Below are 16,345 nucleotides of genomic sequence, written 5' to 3'. Positions count from 1 at the left end.
GGAAATTTTGATCTTCACTTGACTCTGCGAAGGAGTCGGCGCAAGGCGGATTCACTGCTCGCAGCACTGACATCCATTTCTCCGAGTTCAGTTGTTTCCGTTGGTGTTTGCGGGGGCCAAGCCGTGTCCGGGGTGGCCGCCGACTCCGCCAACACATAGTAAGTTCCACGTCTCACACCCCGCCGCGCCAGCAGCCCTTCCTTCATCAGCGTTTGCAGTACCTCCCTTGCCTCACCTGACGTAATCGGCACTATCTCTCGCAAATTGCTGTTCGTGACGCTACCCACCCGACGGGCAATCCCCAATGCTGTCTGCGCAACATTCTCGAAATCCGGCGTCACACCCGTAGAAGAAGGATTTTTCGCGGGTTCGTCTTCTGTCATCGTCATTCGTTCAATCGCGACGACGCCGGGGCTAACTGGCGGCACGTCGCGGTGCGCGCCCCTAGCTTCGACTTTCGACAAGCTGCGGTGACGCCCACCGGTATCTCCGGACTCGCGCGAGAGAGCTAGAGCTGCTGCGTCGAAGCAATCCTCAACGACCTCACGAACCTCGTTATCGCGCAGTGCTGCAAAGGAAATAAACGGCGTCAGGCGGAGCAATCTTTTCATAGCGTCACGCATCAGCAGCATGCGTGGTTCGGCCTCACCGCGGTCAACGCGATCCAGAAACTCGAACGCAACCGTGCGTGCCAGCCTGTGATCGCTTGCGATTGTGGGGCGCTCAGTAATGTTCACTAGCTCATCTTCACCTAGACGAGTGAGATCCACCTGAGGACCCATAATTGCGGCCCTCCACCAGAGCCGCCTAAATGTATTGCGGTTAACATCACCGATGAACCTACGCGCATCAGCGTCTTTGCCGAATCTCCAGACTGCTATGTCGAGGAGCCAGCAGCAGGTCAGGTAGCTCCACACTTCTTCATGTGAAGCCTCGTTGAGAGACATCGGAATACGCTCGTGCAGCAGGCGAGCTAAACGTCCCTCGAACACAGAAAGGCTGGTAATCCGGCCCGGCATCCCGTACCGACAGGCGAGTTCCACCACCTCCTTGCGGAGATCGATAAGTTGCTGGTCGTCAATCCGCAAACCCCCTACTGGGGTGAACGTGACAACCGGAGTTTGGTCGGGCATGCGACTGCTGATTTCGAGCAAGTCTTCGCTTAGGTGGCTATTAAGTAGCTCAAGCGCAGTCTGTCTGTCGATGCGCGGAAGGACGATCACCCGACTACTCCGAACCTTGCTTGCAACTCGGCAAACAGCCGGGCTGAATCCTGAAGACTGCGCGACTGGAGGGCTGGCAGTTGCATGCCCGGCCAGCACATCGAAATGAGCTCGAACAGCATCCGGCCTACAGTGCCGTCGTCGAAAGCCTCTGGTTCGTCCACGAAACGATCGTTACGCAACGCGCCAGCAATAAGCGATCTAGCAACATCGAACGTTACGAACGACCTTAAGAGCCCGGCTCTTGGGTCTGAGCTGCCTGAGCGCAGCAGCTCGGGCATCACTTCGTGGCTGCTGTTGACGATGAGTCGCATACCGCCCAGCACCGGCGCTTCGAGTTCATCGGGATCCCAGTCCAGTACCCAAGCCGCATTGTCTGGATAGTTAGGCAGTGCCTTGAAATCGGCTGCCGTGATTGGGAATCGCGCCGCCCCACCTTCGAGCAAGATCTGCGTCTCCTCCTCCCACAGGATTGCACCGAACCGGCGGGGAGAGATTGGCGACGGGGCCCTACCGGGGCTGCGTAGAACCAATCGCGTCCGCAGGGCCAATCGACCTCCAGACAAGGCCCCAGGTACACAGAGTGTTAAAGCAGTTCGCGCCAGTCCGCGCAGAGATCCCAGCTCGACCACGGGTCCGTCGCCCGTGGTCCGAGTTCTGTTCGAGGACCACGTCGTGGCGATCGCAAATGCTGCGTCATTTGGCAACGCGCAAGCGTCGCGCACACCCTCGAGGTCCACCTCTACGACGCGCACTAGTTGAAGATCCGTAAAGGGATCCCAATGATCAACTCGGTCACCGATTTCTACGCCATCGGCAACACACCAAGGTTGAGTGACCATTACCGAGTCCGGCGGCAACAAATATGGGGTGGCTCCCGCAGTCTTCAAATCGCCTCCACTGCCAAGTCCACTCTCATCATTTCGTCTCTGAGCTCAATCTCGACCGCCCACTCACCGTCGACGCCATCAGGACCGACCGTCAATTCAGCTGCTGCATAACGCGATCCAGAAGGGTCGACCCAGCAATGCACGGTAGGCCTCACGTATCCGATAGGGGGTTCTAGCTCGACGAGCGCACCATCGTTGGTCATGATCTCTACGTCTGCGGTCAGTCGGACACGATTCCCTTTGGTGCGCAATTCAAATGGGTATGCGATGACGGGCGTGCCGTCCAAGGAGATTACGGGACTAGGGTCACCTGCGACCCGAGTCTGAGGCGGTGGCAGAGGCCGCGGCCGCTGCCGCGTTGCCGAGTCTCGCCCGCTGTGATCCCCGGTGTTACCAGCGTTTTGTTCAGCGTTCCGCGACGTGGTGGCGTCGACCCACGCGTCTTCGGTGACTTTGTCGACAACCCTTCGACCTGGCGCCCGGCGGCGGGTTCCGGATTTGGTATCGCGCTTGGGCCCTTGTCTTCTAGCCCCCGGCCCATCTTGGCCGGGCATAAGTGCCGCAAGCGCATCTGCGAACTCGCCAAGCGGAATTGCGTCTGATTCTCGCAGTTGCTGTACCGAAGCATCGTAGCCAGCCGCGAGCCGGCAATGGCGCTCGACGCGTTCCAACGCGATCTTCACGAACGATCTCCACTGCCGATCCTGCACAGCTCGATAGATCCAGTCATCATGGGTCGGAGGCTCGGCAGCTTTGAACATATCGTCAACATCGAGCGCGCACTTAAACACGCCCGAATAACCCAGCCTGCCGCTGGCCGGCGCCGCGCCGGCGAAGTAATTCACGACCAATTCGGGGGTTCGCATAAGCGCCACGTGGTGGACACTAGTCGCGGTTATCCGGGCCCCTCGGGGAACAGGTCGGTCAGCCAAATCCGCAGGTGCTACCGGACCTTTTTGTATGGTCAAGCGGCCCAGCCGTCTCACTGGGCGAAGGCTGCGAATCTCGGTGTCAATGGTCAGGTCGTCGACATCATCTGTGGGTTCCTGGCGATGACGGTCCATCGCCTCGACAAACCCACGCAAGCGCTGATGTGATCGCGGGTTGGGTATCCGAATAGGCTTGCCGTTGTCGCGAAGTACGAACTCCATGGTTCGCCTTGCGCCGCCCAAAGTGTCGATCATCCTGGGCCAGAAGTTCCAAGCGATTGCCTCGGCGATAAAGTCCATCGTGGCGTCGACGCCGTCATCCGTCTCGATGTGGACGGAGGGCGCCACAACGAGGACCGTAGTTCCTCTGCCATCTGCACCAGCCCTGGCGGGGAGGCCAAGCAAGTCGGCGATCTCGTCGGCCTCGTCGCCGGTGACGGGCTCTGGCGCTCCGTTGACCATGCGGCCCCACCAATGCCTGCCGGTGTACGGAACGCCATTGACATCAAATGTGTCACCAAGAGCGCAACCAAGTAACCTGCGCTCAAACTTCCCGGAGGCCACTTCGCACAGGCTATCGATCACGACCGTCCTAGCTGTGCTTGCGATATAAAAGGCGGCTTTTCCGTAGCCAAAAGACCCACCCCCGAAGTCCTTGTCGGGCGGCTGACCAATATTGCGGACGAAATCGACGAAGTCACGCGGCTCGCCCTGTCGGTCCGCTCGAGTCGGCCCGGCAAGACCGTGCGTGCCGAAGTCGGCGACATACAGAGTGCACATGCCATCGCGAAGTTCTTTCGCAAGAGCAAGACCAGGGGGCGGATCCACGAGCACGTTGTCTCGCAATCGGGTGACCATTTCACTGTCGAGCGTCGAGCGGCCGATTTCAACACGGATGCCTTGTGAATCGGGCCGCTTCGCGTCCCAGCAATTCTGAACGGCCTCGCGAATCAGCACTTCTAGCGGTTCTGTGTCAGGACGCCCAAGTTGGTTTAGGATGCCGATCGCCGCCAAGCCGCCCGTCGCATTGTACGGTTCCGAGTATCGCTGAAGCCTAATCACGTCGCGGTTCCTAAGGTTAGCGAGGCCACGAGTGCTTGGTACTCGACTGGCGCGAGCGAATTACCAAGCGCACTGGCCAAATCGACGACATAGCTCACGTCCACTACGCCATTCGGACGCTTACCCCCAACGAACGTCTCAGGCACAATTCGTGGGGTGCGATCATCAACCGGCAGAGTCACCCGCTCTCGAACCTCGAATGTCACGTTATCGGTATCTGGTAGGTCTGCGGCCGCGACGCCATTAGCCATCAGTGCAGAAAATAGCTTTTGCGCTGAAACTCCTGCTGCCAGAAGTTCATCGACGACGGCAGATACGCTTGTGCTCCCCCCGTGGACTTCCTCGAGCCGCACCAGATGCAGATGTAGGGTGCCCCCGTCAGGAGGCAACATCTGGTCCTCCCCGTGGATTGTTATGCGGTACCCAGAGTGCGAACGTATCGTCTTGACCTCGATAGCCGTTGGTCCGCTTCGAAAGTCATGCCGTTGACCGAAAGGACCCACCCAAGAACCGATATCAGGATTCCGTCCGGTTTTGATCGCATCTCGAACAACGAGCAGCTCTCCGAGGGTTGCCGCTAACTTGTCCCGGCTCGGCGGACCGGTTGGAGGAACGAGGAACTCGCGCCAACCGTTAACAACATGCTCGACCGCTAGCCCAGGCACCTCACCACCAACTGATATCCGTTCGATCACCGCTGCCGCGAAATGATCAAAAACCTCCGAAAGCGCTGCGAACAGGCACGTGATGTCCAAGAACAGGGCGCTTCGGCCTTCGATAACAAGGCTTCTAGTCGTGAATGAGAGGGTCGTAACATTCGGCGTCTTACCGATTCCGGCGTTCGTCGCTAGTAAAAGGTGCTGGCGCGACTGATCGTCGAGGCCAACGAGCACACCTTCTCCGCATTTGACGGGCAGGACCGCAAGTCCTGTGGGACTGGGCGCACCATGCGTGGTCAGGGCGCTGAATGCGAGTCTGACTTCGTCGATCACGCCGGCTCTACTTCAGCCTCAACAGGTTCATCGGAGTCGTCTGGCACTTCAACTTCGATATCGAGCATTGACGCGACATCCGCAGTGAGGTATTCGACGTTGGCTCTGCTGTTACTGCTCTCCGGAAATACGAGCCCTACACCGATGACGTGCATTGCCGCGTGCAGAGGTTCGCGTGTCTTAACAGAACCACGCACTGGGCGGCTGTCTTTCGAAACCGGATACAAGAGGATGAGGCCAGACCCGTCGCCGTAACCCCCGCTATCCGGCGTGTTCCGAAACCTAGACAGGTCAGCAGGTTTCGTATCCGCGGTCAGCGTTCCATCAGGAAGCCTCAGATCGATAACCCGATCATTGCGACTCATGAGGGCCTTAATATCTGCATAGGTCGCACCGCCGATTTGCTGTAACCTAGCACGGTTTATGCAACCGGTCTCGGTGCCCTCGACGCCTAGATCGACTGCGCCGAGATACTCCGAGTCTGAACTGCGTCCCATCACCGCGACGTTGAATCGCAGCAGTTCACCTTCCGCGCAGCGGTCCAGGATATAGAGGCTTATCAACTGGCTGTCAAGGTCTCGGCTGTTCTCGTGGAAGTGATATGCCGAAAGAAAGCTCACTACATTCTGTGAATCGATGCCCTCGAAGATGGTGATCCCATGTCTCGGGTGCCACCGCGGCAGTGATGCCGCCGAAAAGACAAGGTCGCGTGCTGCCCTGACGTTGTCCCCAAGCCATTCGACGTCTTTGTGATTGAAGAGAATTGTCTGCAACCGACGTCCCGCGTACGAGGCTTGTGCCGTCTTTGCGTGCTGCATCTTGGCAGCTGAGGTAATCGCGAGGGTTGGGTGGGTACGGATGCGTACACCAAACTGCTCTGGAGTCAGGTGTTCGACCTCCAATCTCTCTACGTCGTAACGAATTTCCTGTTCCACCGTCGCCAAATGATGGAACCAGGCCCGCATCTCGTCTGTCATCCAGATGCGGGTCAGATCGGCATACCCGTTGCGATATCCGAACCAACGCCCCATCTGCAACAGGGTGTCGTAAGCGGAGGCGCTACGAACGAAGAAGGAGACCGCCAAGCCCTCGAGAGTCAGCCCTCGTGAAAGTGTGTTGCCCCCGACAGCGATGAGTACGCGCGGGTTCGAGTCATCGAAGGATAGCCTTTCGACGCTTCGAGAGTTATCAGTAATGACTTTGGCATCACCAGCAACCGCTGGCAACGCTTCTACGAGCTCCGACCACGCCACGGCCTCATGCAGAAAATTGGACGCGGGAACCTCCGCACACTCATCAGCCCATTGGCGCTCGAGCGACTCCAAAAGCACAGTGTCTCTGCGGGATAACCGCGCGCGCAGTGAAACAAGGTGCTCAGTAATCGCCTGTGCTGTCCGCTCGTGAACATCGATGTGTTGGGAGGTGTGGACTAGGGCCGTGGCATGCCGATTCCCTTTGCCGCGCAGCCGCCTAGCTGCGGTGCTCATCAGAAAGTACCGCAATGCCGCGTCGAGGCTGTCTGTGATCCGTGGTTCGAATTGGTAGCGCTTCGCAGCGCCCTTGGGCCGGAGATCATCGAGTTCATCCTCTGGTACCGTGCGGATGAAATTGTTCCCATCGTCGCCGACATCCATGTCGTCGAAGTCAAGCGTTTCGCGGCCGAATATTGCTTCGGGGCCGATGTATGGAAGCGGTCGAGGAAGGTCGACGATGAAATCGCGTGGGTAGAGATCCTCGTAGTCAGTCGGGTCGATAAGAACGTTTGCGAACGGCGTGGCCGTATATCCCACGTACGCCGATTTTGGGACCTTGTTGACGATCTCGCGTATCAGGCCGTTGATCCGAGTTGGTTGCCGATCGGGCTTCGAAGTGTTAACTGTGGCCTGGTCGGCCTCATCATCAATAATCAACACAGGACACGCCGCTAGGACCTCCGGCCGGGCGCCAAACAACCAATTTTTGAGGGCACGAAGCCGTGCCCCATTCTTCTTGACGACCGCGAGCACGCATTGGCGCTGAATAGATAGCAGCGCGTCGACGTTGGCCGTCGGCCTAAAGTCTTCGTCGTCGGTTAAGCGGTGCCAAATATTGCTGTGAGGCTCCCAGAGCTGTTCGTTAAGGCGGTCTTGCGTTTGCTGGCGTAATGCATCGTGAATTCCGGAAAGAATGATGAAAAGCCGGTAGCCAGCGTCCGCAGCCTTCGCGATCACCGCAGTGAAGTTGGTGGTCTTGCCGCTCTGCACGTACCCGAGGACCAGTCCACGACAGTGATACTCGCCCCGACCGGCAGGGTTTGGCAGATTCGCCACGACCTTCGTTGACGAGTTATTCAAGTCGTTCAACATCTCGTCATCCCAGCCGTCAGCGCGCAGAATCTCGACAAGTGCGGACCAATTCCGGTCTTCCTCGCGAGGGCCTGGGTACCACGTCTCGATATTGCCGGCGACAACAGAAGTTGGGACTTGCGCATTCTTTATGAGGTCGCTGAGTTTACGTATGCGTGCAGCAGCCTCGTTGATCTTGGCGATGTCGCCGATTTGGGCCAGCTCTGCGACCGCGTCATCGAGCGTCGACGATGGGCTATCGCGGATGATTCGGGCAAGCTGCCTCACGTACGGATCCTCAGCAGCGAGAGTGTCCAAATCAGTCGTTTGCATCGTGTCCGTCACTGCCCGTCGCCGACCCCGCACGAGAGCGTAGCCTTCGCTAGACCTGGGAACACTTCTTCGACAATTCTCAAGAGCTCGGCGGCCCGATCCCCATCCATCTGAAGCACCTGACTTGTCGTGCCGTCGGAGGCATAGGTCTCGAGCTGGAGAAGCCGGTAGGAACCGACGGATCGATCGTACGTCCAGCCACATTCGACCTTCGTCTTGAAGCTGATAGTTCGGTCAGTACGAAATCTAAAGCTGGTGATGAGCGCCATCGAAGCCCTCTCCATACCCACGTGATCATTGGACAGGCCAGCTGGTGGCTACCGCGTCGCCCGTTCGTGGTTGGCACCCCGGCCCATGAGCAAGATACCGATTAGTAGCCCCGAATGGGGTCACTTCGGGGTGTATTGCAACCCGCTCGTCGGTCGAGCCCGCCGCCGAATTAGCTGCCTTCCAACGGTAGGTAGCAATGCAGCCCGTATGCCGAGGCGCTTATGCAAAGTTCAGCAGGTATCTCGGCAGAATGGCACTCCCCATCTTCACGTAGGAGTAGCGATGTCTCGGCACGATAACCCGAGAGTCGACAATCCTGCTTAATGCGCACCCGTCAGCCGTCACTACCCAAACGGAGAATGAATTCGTAGCCAGCCTGCGCGAAGCAACCGCGCTACACACACATCTTTTTTAGGAACGAACAAACTACGGCCGCGGCGGCAGAGCCGAAAGCCACCCGTCCGAAAGCAGTTCCAGCAGTTGCCCGTCGGGATCCCGGATCATCGCCATGGCGTCGGTCACTGTCCCGTCGACCACCGCTCCCCCGAACGAGGCAACCTGAGCCAGCACACCGGGAAGATCCGACACCGAGAGTGAAATGTGTGTCAGCCCAATCTGATCCATGACCCGCTCGGACCCAGTGTGAACCTCCCGCTTGGAGTAGTCCATCAGTTCGAGCACAAAGCCATCCCGCACCAGATAGGTCGCGTGCACACCCAACGGCTCCGGGAGCTGCACAAGTTTGGCGGTCGGGCCGTCGGGTGGGTCAAGCTCCCACCAGAACTGGAAACCGAGCAGGCCCTCGTAGAACCGCCGCGACCGCTCGCGATCGGAGACGCACAGGCCGACGTGGTTGAAAACCGTTCGATGCTCAGTCATCGCTCCTACTTCAGTTGCGGGCCCAGAAGCTTAATAATGCAAAGATAGTGAGAAAGCAATCGTCCCGCCTCGACGTCGCCGAAGACGCGATCGTCGACTTCGACCACCACTCCGACGCCTTCAACGAAAACCAAGACTCCGTCAACGCCACCCTCAGGCGAAAATGCCCTGTCGCCTGGAACACGAACTACGACGGGTTTTGGTATCTCACCAGCTACGACGCCGTCAGCCAAACCGCGAAAGACGACGCCACCTTCTCCCACAAGTACGAACCGAACGCCGACAACGGCGTGAACTACCAGGGCGAGATGGGCGTCCCGCGCCCGGAAGGCCAACCGGCCCTGGGCATCGGTGAAATAGACGGCCCGTACCACCTCGCCCTACGGCACGCGCTGGCCCCGTTCTTCTCCCCCGGCGCCGTCGACAAGCTCAAGCCGTTCATGGAGGATAAGGCGCACGAGTTCCTCGACCGGCACATCGACAAGGGCGAGATGGACCTCGTCCTCGACTACGCCAGCCCGGTCCCGGCCATCCTCACGATGAAGCTGATGGGCCTGCCGCTGGACAACTGGCACCTCTACGCCACGCTCTTTCACAATGTCATGGCCGTCCCGCAAGACAGCCCCGAATACGCCGACGCCATCGGCAAAGTCCCGGCCATGATGCAAGAAGTCCTCGAGTACGCCGCCACCAGACGGGCCAAGCCCAAAGAGGACTTGACCAGCTTCCTGATCCAGTTCGAGTTCGACGGCCAAAAACTCGACGACAAACAGCTGCTCAATATCCTGTGGAACCTGATCGCCGGCGGCGTCGACACCACCACCTCCCAAACAGCGCTCACGCTAAGACATCTGGGCACGCATCAAAACCTGCGGCGACAGCTCATCGACAACCCCGGGCTCTACCGCACCGCCACCGACGAATTCCTGCGCTACTTCAGCGTCAACCGCTCCCTGAGCCGCACGGTCACCAAAGACGTCGAACTGAACGGCCAACAGCTCCGCAAGAACGACCGGCTCATCATCAGCTGGCTCTCCGCCAACCACGACGAAAAAGAATTCGACCGACCCGACGAGGTCATCCTGGACCGAACACCCAACCGCCACTTGGCCTTCGGGCTCGGCCCCCACCGATGCATCGGATCGCACCTGGCGCGGCTGATGTCGGAGGTGATGGTCAAGGCCGTCCTCGACCGCATCCCCGACTACCAGGTCACAGACGGCTCGCACCAGTACATGAGCAACCCGAGCATGACGGGCCTCGCCAAACTCCCGGTCACGTTCACGCCGAGGGGCTAGACCACCGCCAGCACCGGCCAGCGACCCCGCACGCCCCGCAGTTCGTGCGTCCCGCGGCTGTCAAACGCAATCCGTGATCCGAGCACCAACGGCGGCACCACGCCGGACACGAACACCTCCCCCGGCCCCGCCATCGCCATGATGCGCGCCGCGACGTGAACCGCGATCCCGTGCACGGCCGTCACCCATCTCTACCTCGCCGGTGTGCAGACCGGCGCGGACAGTGAGCCCGAGGTCTTGTACCGAGTCGCGAATCGCGCACGCGCAGTTGATAGCTCGCGCCGGCCCGTCAAACGTCGCCAACGCGCCGTCGCCGGTGAACTTCACGACCTCACCCCGCGCGCTCACGACGTGCTTGCGAACGATCTCGTTGTGCGCATCCAGCTCGGCCGACCACGCGTCATCGCCCAGCGCCTCAGCGCGTTCGGTCGACCCGACGATGTCGGTGAACATCACCGTCGACAGCACCCGGTCGGTCGGCGCGGCCGCACGACCCCCGGTGACGAAGGATTCGATCTCGTCGATCACGCGATCGGCGTCACCGGCGAACCACACATCGTCGTCGCCGTCGAGCTCCACCAACCGCGCCTGCGGGATCCGCTCGGCGAGGTACCGACCGTGGCCGACCCTCGTATGCCGGTCGCCGCTGCGATGCAGCAGCAGCGTCGGCGCCTGAATGCTTTCCACCGCGGGCCGAACGTCGGTGCGCAGGAAGAGATCGAAGATCTCCTTGAAATATCCGGGCCCACCGGACAACCGCTCGCCGCGCGCCCACCAGCGCCGCTTGCCGGGATCGCGGGCAAAACTGGGCCCCAAGTTATCCGCCACCCCACCCCTGCCGACGGTGTCGCCGAACGAATCGACATACCGGCTGAAGGCCGGTTCGGACATCCCGTGCGGATAGTCGTCGGCCCGCAGGAACCGCGGGTACGCGCTGCACAACACCAAGGACCGCACCCGGTGCGGATGGCTCGCGGCCAGCAGCATCACCGGAAGCGCCGACTCGGACATCCCGAAGACGGTCGCGCACTCGCTGCCGACGGCGTCGAGCACCGCGACCAGCCCGTCCGTCCACGCCTGCATCGCCGGACGGTCATGGATCGGCACCGGATCCGAGCTGCCCACCCCCAACAGGTCGGTCATGATCAGCCGGCTGAACGACCCCAGCCGACGCAGGTGCCCGGCGACGGTCGGCTCCTCCCACAGCAAGTCGATCGGGAACGTGCCGGTGGGGACGAACATCAGATCCGGACCGTTTTCGGACACGACCTGATAGGCGAGATGGGCATCGCCGTCTCGCGCGTAGACCGTTTCGGGGACGGTCGCCATGCACAGAAGCATGCCACCGCGCCACGTCAAGTCCTTGACCGGCGGTCAAAGCAGGGCCACTGTCGGATACATGAACGACCCCGTCACGACGCTGGACGACCTCAAGAACGACCTGGCCGGCCGGCACAAGTGGACCCCGAGCAGCGGCGCCTCCGTCGACCCGGCGACCGTCGACGCCGACATGGCCGCCCTGGACCGCGACGGCTACCTCATCTGGGAAAACCTGCTCAGCGCCGACGAATGCCGACAGATCCGCGAGGTCGTCACACCGTGGCTCGACCACACCGGCCGCAACGCCTTCGAAGGCCATAAGACCCAGCGCATCTACAGCGTGCTGAGCCGCACCCGGGCCTGCGACCGGCTGGTCGATCACCCGCGGGTGCTGGCGGTGCTCGATCGGCTGTTGATGCCCAACTACCTGCTTTCGGCGTTGCAGGCCATCAACATTCAGCCCGGCGAGGCCGCGCAGCTGCCCCACCACGACGACGGGTTCTACCCGATCCCGCGGCCCCGGCCGCCGCTGGCCGCCGCGACCATCTGGGCCATCGACGACTTCACCGCCGACAACGGCTCCACAGTGGTCTTCCCCGGCAGCCACCGCTGGCCCGCCCGACCACCCGGACCCGACGACAAGTCGATACCCGTCGTCATGCCCGCGGGCTCGTGCGTCTTCTTCGTCGGCACGCTGTGGCACGGCGGTGGCGCCAACACCACCGACCGCGCCCGGCTGGCCGTCACCGCCCAGTACTGCCAACCGTGGCTGCGGCCGATGGAATCGTTCACCCTGTCGATCCCGCGCGACGTCGCCCGCACCGTCTCCGACGACATTCGACGCATGATCGGCTACAGCATCCATCCGCCGTTCGTCGGCGCCGTCGACGGCCTGCACCCGTTGCGGCTGCTCGAGCAGCCGTAATGAGCGACATCACCGAAAGACTCACCGAAATCGTCGGGAGCCACAACCTCCTAGCGGGCGATGCCATCCCCGACGACTACTGGCACGACGAGGAATTGAACCATCCGCCGCAACGCCCGGCGTACGTCGCGAAACCGGCTACCGCTGAGGAGGTTTCGCAGCTACTGAAAGTGGCCACGGAGCACCGGGTTCCGGTGACCGCCCGCGGCTCCGGGACGGGCTTGTCTGGTGCGGCACTGCCACGCGAGGACGGGCTGGTCGTCTCCTTCGAGCGGATGAACCAGGTCCTCGAGGTCGACACCACCAATCAGGTCGCCGTCGTCCAACCCGGCGTGACGCTGCTCGAGCTGGACGCCGCCACCGCCCCGCACCAGCTGCGCTACATGGTTCAACCGGGCGAGCTGTCGTCGAGCGTCGGCGGCAATGTCGGCACCAATGCCGGTGGCATGCGCGCGGTCAAGTACGGCATCGCCCGCCACAACGTGCTCGGACTGCAGGCCGTGCTGCCGACCGGCGAGGTCATCCGCACCGGCGGCAAGATCGCCAAGGTCTCCACCGGCTACGACCTGACCCAACTCATCGTCGGCTCCGAAGGAACCCTGGCCCTGGCCACCGAGGTGATCGTCAAACTCCATCCGCGCCTTGACCACAGCGCCACCGTGCTCGCGCCGTTCGCCGATTTCGACCAGGTGATGGAGGCGGTGCCGCAGGTCATCTCCAGCGGCCTGGGGCCCTACATCCTCGAATACATCGACAACCTGACGATGGCCGCACTGGTCCACACCCAAAACCTCGAACTCGGCATCCCCGACAAGATCCGCGACAGCTGTCAGGCGTATCTCGTTGTGGGACTTGAGAACCGGACCGCGGACCGATTGGACGAGGACGTCGAGCGGTCCGGTGAGCTGCTCGCCGATCTGGGAGCCGTGGATGCCTATGTGCTGGAAGGCGGTTCGGCACGCAAGCTGATCGAGGCGCGCGAGAACGCGTTCTGGACGCTGAAGGCGATCGGCGCCGACGACCTGATCGACACCGTCGTGCCGCGCGGCGCGATGCCGAAGTTCCTGGAGGCCGTGCGCGGTCTGGCGACGGCGGTCGGCGGCGGTGCCGCGGGCTGTGGTCATGCCGGCGACGGCAACGTGCACCTGGCGATCTTTTGCCAGGACCCCGACATCCGCAAGAAGCTGCTGACCGACATCTTCGCGCTGGCAATGGAATTGGGTGGTGCGATCTCGGGCGAACACGGGCTCGGCCGCGCCAAGGCCCCGTACTGGCGCGAGCTCGAGGACCCGGTCAAGGTCGACCTGCTGCACCGGATCAAGCAGACCTTCGACCCGGCCGGCATCCTGAACCCCGACGTTGTCTTTGCCGCAGACCCCGAGTGACCCGGCCGGACACCGCATCACTAATTCGGATGCGTTTTTTAATCGCCATCACGGGAGCAGTTCTGATATAGGCGAGAGCCGACCGCGTAACAACCCGAAGACATTTCCCCGAAATTGTGAAAAGGGCCACGATAGAGATCCCGTCGGCCCGCACCGTGCCTTATCCTGCATCGGACAACCGCATACGACAGGGCAGGAGAAATGTTCTCACTGACACCACGCCGCACTGTGGTCGCCGTGTCGGCTACTGTCGGTCTGCTCGTGTACGGCGTGTTGTTGTTCACCGGAAGTGGCGCTTCGGATCGAGCGCTTGCCGCCCCGGTCGGGCTCTGGATCCTCAGCGTGTTTTCGAACGGCTGCGCCGTCGTCGCCGCTCGGATGGCCCGAGGTCGCCAACGGCTCGCGTGGACCGTACTGAGCATCGGGTTGGCCGCCTGGACGGCCGGCCAAGCGGTGTGGTGGTACGTCGCCCTGGGCGGCATTCCGCCGATGGCGGGTAACTCGGCGGCGAACTTGGGCTTCATCGTGTTGCCCGTCTGCGCGTTGGCCACCGCGGTGACCATTCCCAGCCGGGACGACTCCCGATTCGGGATTGGCCTGCTGCTCGACGGCATCCTTGTCGCCGCGTCGTTATTGATTGTGTTGGCCATTCTGGTGCTCGGCCACTTCCACCCATCCGCACAATTAGTCAGGCTCCCGGAGTTGATGTTGGCCATCGCGTCCGCCGTGTATGTCGGGCTTTTCGTCATATCGATAATCACCGTGCGCAAAGCCGAGCCGCGCCGCAAACTCTCGCCCACGCTGATGACGTTGGGGTGGGCAACCATTGCGGCAGCCGGGGTATTGCGCGTCTGCGAAGGCCACCCCGATCGAGTGCCGAATAACCTCGTCATTATTGGCTGGGCTACCGGCATCTACTTCGTCGCGCTATCCGCAATTGCGTCTCGGCCCGGCCCCGACCTCGACCTCGGTTTCTCCCAGCCACTGTCGCGAGCATCGCTGTGGCTGCCGTACGGCCCGGTGCTGTTGGCGATTGCGGTGAGCGCGGTGCACTTTTGGCCGGCAGACCGGGCCGACGCGTTCATCTTCTTGGTCTGCGTGGTGCTTTTCATCACCACGGTCGCCCGCCATTTGTTGCTGCTCGACCGAAAGCAACATCTGGCCGCCGCACTGTCCGATGCCGCCCTGCGGGACTCGTTGACCGGGTTGGCCAATCAGCGACTATTTGGCGATCGGCTGGCGCACGCGGTCCGATTGCACATTCATCACGCCATCCCGGTCAGCGTAATTGCGCTCAATATCAGTGATTTCAAGATGGTCAATGACACGCTCGGTTATGCCGTCGGCGACGAGCTGCTGCGCGGCGTCGGCGAGCGGCTCCAAGCGAATGTCCGCTCCCCCGACACGGTCGCGCGAATAAACGGAGACGACTTCGCCATCCTGGTCGAAGACCGCCCCGAAGTCGCGGCACAGGTTGCCCGGAAACTCGTCTATGCCTTCGATGAACCGCTCGACCTCGAGAATCACCGGCTGCACGTACATCTCAACATCGGCGTGGCCTCGGCCGGGCCGCAAGGCGGCTCGGCCCTGATGCCGGGCGAGCTGCTCGAGCAGGCCGCCGCGGCCCGCAGCTGGGCGCAGCAGGCCAGCTCGACCGAGGTGCAGACGTTCACCCCCGGCATGGCTGCCCAGCGGAGCAAACAGCCGACCCACGACGACAGCATGGCCCGTCTGCAATTGCTCGGCGAACTGCGGCGGGCCATCGACGACCGGCTGCTGACCCTGCTGTACCAACCGAAATTCGATATGGCGACCGGATCCGTGTGTGGCGCCGAAGCATTGGTGCGATGGGAACACCCCGAACTCGGCACGCTCGAACCCGGCGAGTTCTTACCGTTGGTCCGCGACCACGGGCTGATGAACGCCGTCACCGACCTGGTGCTGTCACGGGCGGTCGCCGACGCGTCGGCGTGGTACGCGACCGGCGCCGCCATCCCCGTGGCGGTCAACTTGTGGGCGCCCTCCCTGGACGACGACGCCCTGCCCGACCGCATCCTGTCGGTGCTCCAGGCGCGCCGCGTGTCCGCTGATTCGCTGACGATCGAAATCACCGAGGACCTGTTGGTGGCCGACCTGGTGAAGGCCCGCACGGTGCTCAATCGGCTGCGCGAGTCCGGCATCCGGGTGGCGATCGACGACTTCGGCAGCGGTTACGCCTCGCTGACGTATCTGCGCGAACTGCCCATCGACGACGTCAAACTCGACCGGCTGTTCATCGCGCCGATTCTGCACGACGAACGCGCCGCCACGATTGCGCGATCGGTGATCGAGTTGACGACGACGTTCGGCATCGCCACGATCGCCGAGGGCGTCGGCGACGCGGAAACGGCCCGCCGGCTCAAGGAATACGGTTGCGACGCCGTGCAGGGCAACTTCTTCTGCCCGCCGGTGCCCGCCTCCGAGATTCCGCATGTTCCGCAGAACGCGACGCTCGCGGCCCAGTAATCACGCCAGG

Annotated in this window: 12 protein-coding genes; 4 read left to right on the top strand and 8 right to left on the bottom strand. The window is 61.8% G+C overall.

Going from position 1 to position 16,345, the window contains the following annotated elements; translation table 11 throughout:
- Positions 1-14 precede the first annotated feature (14 nt).
- The 7 genes from G6N55_RS29180 to G6N55_RS29150 form a co-directional block, all read right to left on the bottom strand.
- Positions 15-1,223, bottom strand: a complete 1,209-nt coding sequence (locus G6N55_RS29180) for a hypothetical protein (protein WP_085224103.1) — start codon at positions 1,221-1,223, stop codon at positions 15-17.
- The gene (locus G6N55_RS30000; protein ID WP_232078868.1) at positions 1,220-1,669 is read right to left on the bottom strand and encodes a hypothetical protein; all 450 of its coding nucleotides are present in this window, start codon (positions 1,667-1,669) and stop codon (positions 1,220-1,222) included. Before G6N55_RS30000 ends, G6N55_RS29180 begins: the two co-directional genes overlap by 4 nt.
- Positions 1,670-2,109: 440 nt before the next feature.
- On the bottom strand, positions 2,110-4,056 hold the full coding sequence (locus tag G6N55_RS29170) for a hypothetical protein (protein ID WP_139826962.1): 1,947 nt from the start codon (positions 4,054-4,056) through the stop codon (positions 2,110-2,112).
- A gap of 44 nt (positions 4,057-4,100) precedes the next feature.
- Complete coding sequence (locus G6N55_RS29165; protein WP_085224099.1) at positions 4,101-5,096, bottom strand: PD-(D/E)XK motif protein; 996 nt, start codon at positions 5,094-5,096, stop codon at positions 4,101-4,103.
- Positions 5,093-7,708 carry a Z1 domain-containing protein gene (locus G6N55_RS29160; protein WP_232078867.1) on the bottom strand — a complete coding sequence of 872 codons (2,616 nt, stop codon included), beginning with the start codon at positions 7,706-7,708 and terminating at the stop codon, positions 5,093-5,095. The genes G6N55_RS29165 and G6N55_RS29160 overlap by 4 nt, the downstream gene beginning before the upstream one ends.
- A 53-nt stretch (positions 7,709-7,761) precedes the next feature.
- A complete protein-coding gene (locus tag G6N55_RS29155) occupies positions 7,762-8,022 on the bottom strand; it encodes a hypothetical protein (protein WP_085224203.1) in 261 nt (86 codons plus the stop codon).
- Positions 8,023-8,449: 427 nt separating this feature from the next.
- Entirely contained in the window at positions 8,450-8,902 is a 453-nt protein-coding gene (locus G6N55_RS29150; protein WP_085224097.1) for a VOC family protein, read from the bottom strand.
- 47 nt (positions 8,903-8,949) lie between these two features.
- On the opposite strand from G6N55_RS29150, the gene G6N55_RS29145 reads away from it, so the two are divergent.
- Positions 8,950-10,200, top strand: a complete 1,251-nt coding sequence (locus G6N55_RS29145) for a cytochrome P450 (protein ID WP_085224095.1) — start codon at positions 8,950-8,952, stop codon at positions 10,198-10,200.
- A gap of 60 nt (positions 10,201-10,260) precedes the next feature.
- On the opposite strand, the gene G6N55_RS29140 is transcribed toward G6N55_RS29145, so the two are convergent.
- The gene (locus tag G6N55_RS29140) at positions 10,261-11,529 is read right to left on the bottom strand and encodes an adenylate/guanylate cyclase domain-containing protein (RefSeq protein WP_232078866.1); all 1,269 of its coding nucleotides are present in this window, start codon (positions 11,527-11,529) and stop codon (positions 10,261-10,263) included.
- Positions 11,530-11,599: 70 nt separating this feature from the next.
- Between G6N55_RS29140 and G6N55_RS29135 the strand changes: the two genes are divergently transcribed.
- The 3 genes from G6N55_RS29135 to G6N55_RS29125 all read left to right on the top strand — a co-directional run bounded on the left by G6N55_RS29135 (position 11,600) and on the right by G6N55_RS29125 (position 16,335).
- Positions 11,600-12,445: a phytanoyl-CoA dioxygenase family protein gene (locus G6N55_RS29135; RefSeq protein WP_085224200.1), complete on the top strand. Its 846-nt coding sequence runs from the start codon at positions 11,600-11,602 to the stop codon at positions 12,443-12,445.
- Positions 12,445-13,830, top strand: a complete 1,386-nt coding sequence (locus tag G6N55_RS29130) for an FAD-binding oxidoreductase (RefSeq protein WP_085224093.1) — start codon at positions 12,445-12,447, stop codon at positions 13,828-13,830. Before G6N55_RS29135 ends, G6N55_RS29130 begins: the two co-directional genes overlap by 1 nt.
- 237 nt (positions 13,831-14,067) lie before the next feature.
- The gene (locus tag G6N55_RS29125; RefSeq protein ID WP_163667652.1) at positions 14,068-16,335 is read left to right on the top strand and encodes a putative bifunctional diguanylate cyclase/phosphodiesterase; all 2,268 of its coding nucleotides are present in this window, start codon (positions 14,068-14,070) and stop codon (positions 16,333-16,335) included.
- The last annotated feature ends 10 nt before the right edge of the window (positions 16,336-16,345 follow it).

Source organism: Mycobacterium florentinum (assembly GCF_010730355.1).
In the GTDB taxonomy this organism is placed as follows: Bacteria; Actinomycetota; Actinomycetes; order Mycobacteriales; family Mycobacteriaceae; genus Mycobacterium; species Mycobacterium florentinum.
Note: the sequence above shows the minus strand (reverse complement) of the source record. Positions and strands in the feature narration are given on the sequence as shown.

Coding starts and splice junctions, on each gene's coding strand:
- G6N55_RS29140 (WP_232078866.1), bottom strand. CDS start 11,529: ATGGCGACCGTCCCCGAAACGGTCTACGCGCGAGACGGCGATGCCCAT.
- G6N55_RS29130 (WP_085224093.1), top strand. CDS start 12,445: ATGAGCGACATCACCGAAAGACTCACCGAAATCGTCGGGAGCCACAAC.
- G6N55_RS29155 (WP_085224203.1), bottom strand. CDS start 8,022: ATGGCGCTCATCACCAGCTTTAGATTTCGTACTGACCGAACTATCAGC.
- G6N55_RS29150 (WP_085224097.1), bottom strand. CDS start 8,902: ATGACTGAGCATCGAACGGTTTTCAACCACGTCGGCCTGTGCGTCTCC.
- G6N55_RS29135 (WP_085224200.1), top strand. CDS start 11,600: ATGAACGACCCCGTCACGACGCTGGACGACCTCAAGAACGACCTGGCC.